The organism is Micromonospora sp. S-DT3-3-22 (genome assembly GCF_015354745.1).
GTDB classification, from domain to species: Bacteria; Actinomycetota; Actinomycetes; order Mycobacteriales; family Micromonosporaceae; genus Micromonospora; species Micromonospora wenchangensis.
This window is the reverse complement of record NZ_JACGMO010000214.1, coordinates 1-5,497: the sequence shown is the minus strand read 5'-3', so window position 1 is coordinate 5,497 and position 5,497 is coordinate 1. Positions and strand designations below refer to the sequence as shown.

Annotated in this window: 5 protein-coding genes; 2 read left to right on the top strand and 3 right to left on the bottom strand. The window is 75.1% G+C overall.

The genetic code is table 11. The annotated features are described in order from the left end of the window. On the bottom strand, positions 1–592 hold a 592-nt coding region (locus H1A17_RS33140), incomplete at its 3' end, for a bifunctional adenosylcobinamide kinase/adenosylcobinamide-phosphate guanylyltransferase (protein ID WP_194823729.1). 168 nt (positions 593–760) lie between these two features. Here H1A17_RS33140 and H1A17_RS33135 point away from each other — a divergent pair. Then, on the top strand, positions 761–961 hold the full coding sequence (locus H1A17_RS33135) for a hypothetical protein (RefSeq protein ID WP_145921065.1): 201 nt from the start codon (positions 761–763) through the stop codon (positions 959–961). After that, the gene (locus H1A17_RS33130; protein ID WP_145921064.1) at positions 961–1,758 is read left to right on the top strand and encodes a site-2 protease family protein; all 798 of its coding nucleotides are present in this window, start codon (positions 961–963) and stop codon (positions 1,756–1,758) included. Before H1A17_RS33135 ends, H1A17_RS33130 begins: the two co-directional genes overlap by 1 nt. A 48-nt stretch (positions 1,759–1,806) precedes the next feature. Here the strand turns inward: H1A17_RS33130 and H1A17_RS33125 are convergent, their stop codons facing one another. Both H1A17_RS33125 and H1A17_RS33120 read right to left on the bottom strand, forming a co-directional pair. After that, on the bottom strand, positions 1,807–2,805 hold the full coding sequence (locus tag H1A17_RS33125; protein WP_145921063.1) for an aldo/keto reductase family protein: 999 nt from the start codon (positions 2,803–2,805) through the stop codon (positions 1,807–1,809). A gap of 51 nt (positions 2,806–2,856) precedes the next feature. After that, the coding region (locus H1A17_RS33120; RefSeq protein ID WP_375372852.1) for a WG repeat-containing protein at positions 2,857–5,497 on the bottom strand (2,641 nt) is incomplete at its 5' end.

Genomic DNA, 5,497 nt, shown 5'->3' with positions numbered 1-5,497 from the left:
CGACCGGGGCGGCCCGGGTGGGTACGCCGACCGGCGGGACCGGTGCCGACGGCTTCAGCCAGGCCGGCTGGCCGGCGACCACCAGCGCGACCGCGTCGCAGGCGTCCGCGACGGCCCGGTTGGCGGCGCCCAGCGCGTCGGCGAACGCCCGCCCCAGCGGGGTGGTCGGCACCAGCGACAGCCCCACCTCCGGGCTGACCAGCACGATCCGCGCCTCGCTGGCGCGCACCGCGTCGGCCAGTTCGGTGATGGTGGCGACGTCGTCGGCCGGCTGGTGGGCCGGGTCGAGCAGCACGGTCACCCAACCGCCCAGGTCGTCCACGAGCAGCGTCTCGTTCGGCCCGGCCGAGGCGAGCACGTCGGCCAGCCGGCGCGGATCGTCGGCGGTCTCCTCGGTGGTCCAGCTTCCCGGCCGCCGTTCCCGGTGGGCGGCCAGCCGGGTGGCCCACTCGGTGTCGTCCGGGTCGGCGGCGGCCGAGGTCGCCACGTAGCGCACCGTGGGCGCGTCGGCCACCAGGGACTCGGCGAACTCCGACTTGCCCGAACGGATACCGCCGAGCACCAGGACCGTGTTCCACCCCTCAACGGACATGCCCGTACCTTAAGGCCGCCCGACCCGGCCCCGCCCGCCGGCCCGGACCCGTCACGCTGCGCGGAACCCGGGTGCGGGGGCGTGCGTGCGGTGCGCGGCGGTGCCGGCCGACTACGCTTGCGGGGATCCGTCCCCCGGGGACGGTTGAGCGGCGAGGGGAGACGCGGCATGGCGTGGAGCTGGCGGTACGAGGGCACGGACGGCGCACCGGTCGACGGGCCGGCGGAGACGTTCAGCAGCCAGGCGGACGCCGAGTCCTGGATCGGCCAGACCTGGCGGGAGCTCGCGTCGTCCGGCGTCACCGCGGTCACGCTCGTCGAGGACGACCGGGTGGACTACCGGATGAGCCTGCTGCCGACGGCGGAGTGATGGCGGGCGACCGCCCGGGGGGCGAGCCGCTGGTGCTCGGTGTGCCCCGGGCGGCGTTCCGGCCCAGCCCGGTCTTCCTGGCCCTGGTCGCGCTCTTCGTCACCAGCGGCGTGCTGACCTGGAACGGGGTCGGCAACGTCCGGTTCGACGTGTTCCTCTTCGTCGTCTCCGGCTGGCTGGTCTCGCTGTGCCTGCACGAGTACGCGCACGCCGTGGTCGCCTACCGGGCCGGCGACCGGGACATCGCCCACCGGGGCTACCTGACGTTGAACCCGCTGAAGTACACCCACCCGCTGCTGTCGATCGTGCTGCCGGTGGTGGTGGTGCTGCTCGGCGGCATCGGCCTGCCCGGCGGGGCGGTCTGGGTGGACCGGCACGCCATCCCGGGCCGGCTGCGGCACACCCTGGTCAGCCTCGCCGGCCCGGCCACCAACGTGCTGTTCACCCTGCTGCTGGTGGTGGTGCTGCGGGTGGGCATCGACGCCGGCGGCCCGATCGAGTTCTGGGCGGGGGTGGCGCTGCTGGCGTTCCTCCAGCTCACCGCGAGCGTGCTGAACCTGCTGCCGGTGCCCGGCCTGGACGGCGGCAACATGATCCAGCCGTGGCTCAGCCCGCAGTACCGCCGGATGTACGACATCTTCGCGCCGTTCGGGTTCATCCTGCTGTTCGCGCTGCTGTGGAACCCGCGCATCGGCGGCTGGTTCTTCAGCGCCGTGTTCTGGCTCAGCGACCTGCTGGGGCTGCCGCCGTGGCTCTACGGCACCGCGCTGTCCCTGATCCGCTTCTGGCAGAGCTGACCGCACCCCACCCCGGAACCGGCCGGGGCGGGGTGCGGCCGGTGCCGGTCAGGGCCGCTGGGCCGGGCTCTCCGTCTTGCCCGGGTCCCGCTCGGTGACCGGGGCGACGATGTCGTCGATGGCCTTGAGCAGGTCGGTCTCCAGGGTCACCCCGGCGGCCTTGACGTTGTCGTGCACCTGGTCGGGGCGGGACGCGCCGATGATCGCCGAGGCGACGTTCGGGTTCTGGAGCACCCAGGCGACGGCCAGCTGCGGCATGGTCAGCCCGGCCTGCTCGGCGAGCGGCTTGAGCTGCTGCACCCGGGTCAGCACCTCGTCGTTGAGCCACTGGGCGATGAAGTTCGCGCCGGACTTCTCGTCGGTGGCCCGGGACCCGGCCGGCGGCGGCTGACCCGGCAGGTACTTGCCGGACAGCACCCCCTGCGCCATCGGCGACCAGACGATCTGGGAGATGCCCAGCTCCTCGCTGGCGGGTACCACCTCGGACTCGATGACCCGCCACAGCATCGAGTACTGCGGCTGGTTGGACACCAGCGGGATGCGCAGCTCCCGGGCGAGGGCGTGCGCCTCGCGCAGCTGCGACGCCTTCCACTCCGAGACGCCGATGTAGTGCGCCTTGCCGGCGTGCACGACGTCGGCGAACGCCTCCATCGTCTCCTCCAGCGGCGTGCTGTAGTCGTACCGGTGGGCCTGGTAGAGGTCCACGTGGTCGGTCTGGAGGCGACGCAGCGAGCCGTCGATCGACTCCATGATGTGCTTGCGGGACAGGCCCCGGTCGTTGCGGCCGGGACCGGTCGGCCAGTAGACCTTCGTGAAGATCTCCAGCCCCTCCCGGCGCTCCCCGGCCAGCGCCTTGCCGAGCACCGTCTCGGCCCGCGTACCGGCATAGACGTCGGCGGTGTCGAAGGTGGTGATGCCGGTGTCCAGGGCGGCCCGGACGCACGCCAGCGCCGCCTCCTCCTCGACCTGGGAACCGTGGGTGATCCAGTTGCCGTACGAGATCTCACTGACCATGAGGCCCGAGCGGCCAAGGTGTCGGAATTCCATGCCCCGACCCTAGCCCCGTCCGGTGCCGGGCACCCGTCGGCGCAGCCGGCGTCAGAGCACGGGGTGGGTGTCGGCGAGCAGCCTGTCGATCTCCGCCACCACCGTGTCCCAGTCGGGGTGCACCGGTGGGATCAGCGGTTCGCCCCGCCGGTCCAGCGCCCCCCAGTGGTTCATCCCGTCGCCGACCAGGAACGCCACCGGGTGGATCACCAACGCCGGGTGCACCGGCCGGACCAGCACGGTGCCCGTGCGGTCGAGCACCCCCCGCCGGCCGGCCAGCTCCACCACGGCCAGCCCCTCGTCGGTGAACCCGTCGAGCCGGCGACCGTCGGACAACGTCGTGTCGATCCCGTGGTAGCGCGGCGGGACGACCAGCCGACCGTGCCGGTCCACCGCCCCCCAGCCGCCCCGGCGTACCGCCGCCACCCCGGCCCGGAACGGCCTGACCTCCTCGAACCCCGCCGGCACCACCACCGTCCCGTCGGGCTCGATCGCCGACCAGTCCGCGTCGCCGCCCTGCGACACCCAGGCCAGGCCGTCGGAGAAGGCCAGCACCCGGGCGTACGCGGGGCCGAGCAGGGTGCCGCCGGTCTCGTCGATCAGCTCCCACCCGGCCTGGTCGGGGCGGCGTACCCAGGCCATCCGCTCGTGGAACGGCTGCGCCTCGACGTACCGGTAGTCGACGACGAGTTCACCGTCGGTGTCGGCGTACCCCCAGCGACCCCGGCCGTCGTGGGTGGGGCGCGGGGAACGGCGGCCGTGCCGCACCTCGTCCCGGCTACGCGGGTACGGCCCGAAGCCGCCCCGGGCCGCCGCGTGGGCGTACACCGCGTCCAGGCACACCGCGATCCGGTCGGTCAGCTCCGGGTCCTCGGCCCGGTGCAGGTCCAGGGCCCGTTCGAAGTGTCCACACGCCTCGATCAACCGGCCCTGGTCGTAGCAGGACCGGCCGGCGTGTTCGTGCAGCGCCGAGCGCAGCCGGTCCGGCAGTTCCGTCGAGTTGGCCTCGGTGAACAGCCGGTCGGCCTCGGTGAACTCACCCTTCCAGCGCAGCGCCTCGGCCAGCCGCGCCCGGGCCAGCGCGGTACGCCGCAGCTCACCTGTCGCCTCCGCGTAGGTCAACGCGAGCCGGCCGTCGGCCACCGCGTCGTCCAGGTCGTCGACCAGCCGGGACAGCACCGCCCGCAGGCTGAGCAGCCGGGCGCGGGCGCGGTTGTCCAGGGCCGAGGCGAGCTTCTCGGTCAGCCGGCGGCGGATGATCCGTAGCTCCGCCGGGTCGTCGACCACCTCGCGCAGGGTCTCCGGGTCCAGCCGCCACCGGTAGCCGGCGAGCGCCTGCTCCGGGTCGACCTGCCGTACCGCCGTCGCGGCGGCCCCGGACGCGGCCGGGGTGCCCGTGGTCGGTCCCGCAGCGGCGGCCCGGTCCCCGGCGGCCCGCGGCTGCGTGGTGCCGACCCGGTCCGCGCTCGCCGGACGGTCTGCGCTGGTCTGCCGGTCCGTACCTACCGGCCGGTCTGCGCTTGCCGGCCGGTCCGCGCTGGTCTGCCGGTCCGTGCCTGCCGGCCGGTCCGTGCGGGTGGGGTGGTCGTCGGGCGTGGTCCGGTCCGGGGTGGTGGTCCGGTCGGTGCCTGCCGGCCGGTCCGTGGTGCCGGCTCGGTCCCCGGTCGCCGGCGGGTCGGTGGCGTCGACCGGTTCCGTCGCGCTGGCGGCTGGTTCGGCGGCCTCCGTGGCCAGCCCCGTCATGCTGCTCGCCATCACCGCGCCGACGCCGACGACATCCGGGGCAACGACGTCATTTCCAGCAACCAGCCCGACGGTGGGGGCGGGGGCCGGCGGATCGCCGCCGGCCGTCCCGGTGCCGCCTGGTCCGGCGCCGACGGTCACGGTGCTGTCCGGTCCCGTGCCGATCGGTTCGGTGCCGTCCGGTTCGGTGCGGGTCGGGTCGTCGTCCTCCGTGCTGCGGCCGACCGGACCGGTGGCGGTCGGCGCGGTGTCGCCCGGGTCGGTGCGGGCCGCTCCGTCGTCCTCGGTGGTGGTGCCGGCCGGATCGGGGTCCGCCGGCCCGGTGCCGACCGGACCGGTGCGTGCCGGGTCGGTGCGTCCCACGGCGGTGCCGACCGGGCCGGTCTCGACCGTGGCGGTGTCGGCCGGCGGAGGCATGGCGGTGTCGGCCGGTGGGACCGTGATGGTGCCGGCCGGTGCGGTGCCGGGCAGGACGGTGTCGACCGGATCGGTGACGGGTGCGGGGGACACCGGGACGGTGCGGTCGGGCACGGCGGCCGGGACGGCACGGTCGCCGGCCGGGTCGGGCCCGGCGGGGGTGACCGGAGCGGAGTCCCGGCCGGCGTCGACGTCCACCGCACCGGACCGGTCCTCCGCGGTGTCCTCGCCCGGCACGTCCAGGAACGCGGCCGGGTCCGTCGTCGCGGGAAGACCACTCCCGGCGGTTCGGACGGTTCCGCCGAACGGATCGGGGGCGTCGGGGACCGTCGGGACGGGACGTCCGGCACCCGGTACCCCGGCAGTGGCTCCGACGTCGGCCGGGCCGTCCACGGTGTGCGTGTCGGCTCCGCCGGTGGGCCGCCCTTCGGCGGCGGCAGGGCCGCCGGCCGGGGTGGGCGACCGGTCCGGGTCGCCGGTGCCGGTCGGTGGGACCCGGCCCGGGTCGGTGGGGTGCGACGGGGGTGCCGGC

Excerpts from the sequence above, each read along its gene's own strand:
- H1A17_RS33130 (WP_145921064.1), top strand. The coding sequence starts at position 961 with ATGGCGGGCGACCGCCCGGGGGGCGAGCCGCTGGTGCTCGGTGTGCCC.
- H1A17_RS33125 (WP_145921063.1), bottom strand. The coding sequence starts at position 2,805 with ATGGAATTCCGACACCTTGGCCGCTCGGGCCTCATGGTCAGTGAGATC.
- H1A17_RS33135 (WP_145921065.1), top strand. The coding sequence starts at position 761 with ATGGCGTGGAGCTGGCGGTACGAGGGCACGGACGGCGCACCGGTCGAC.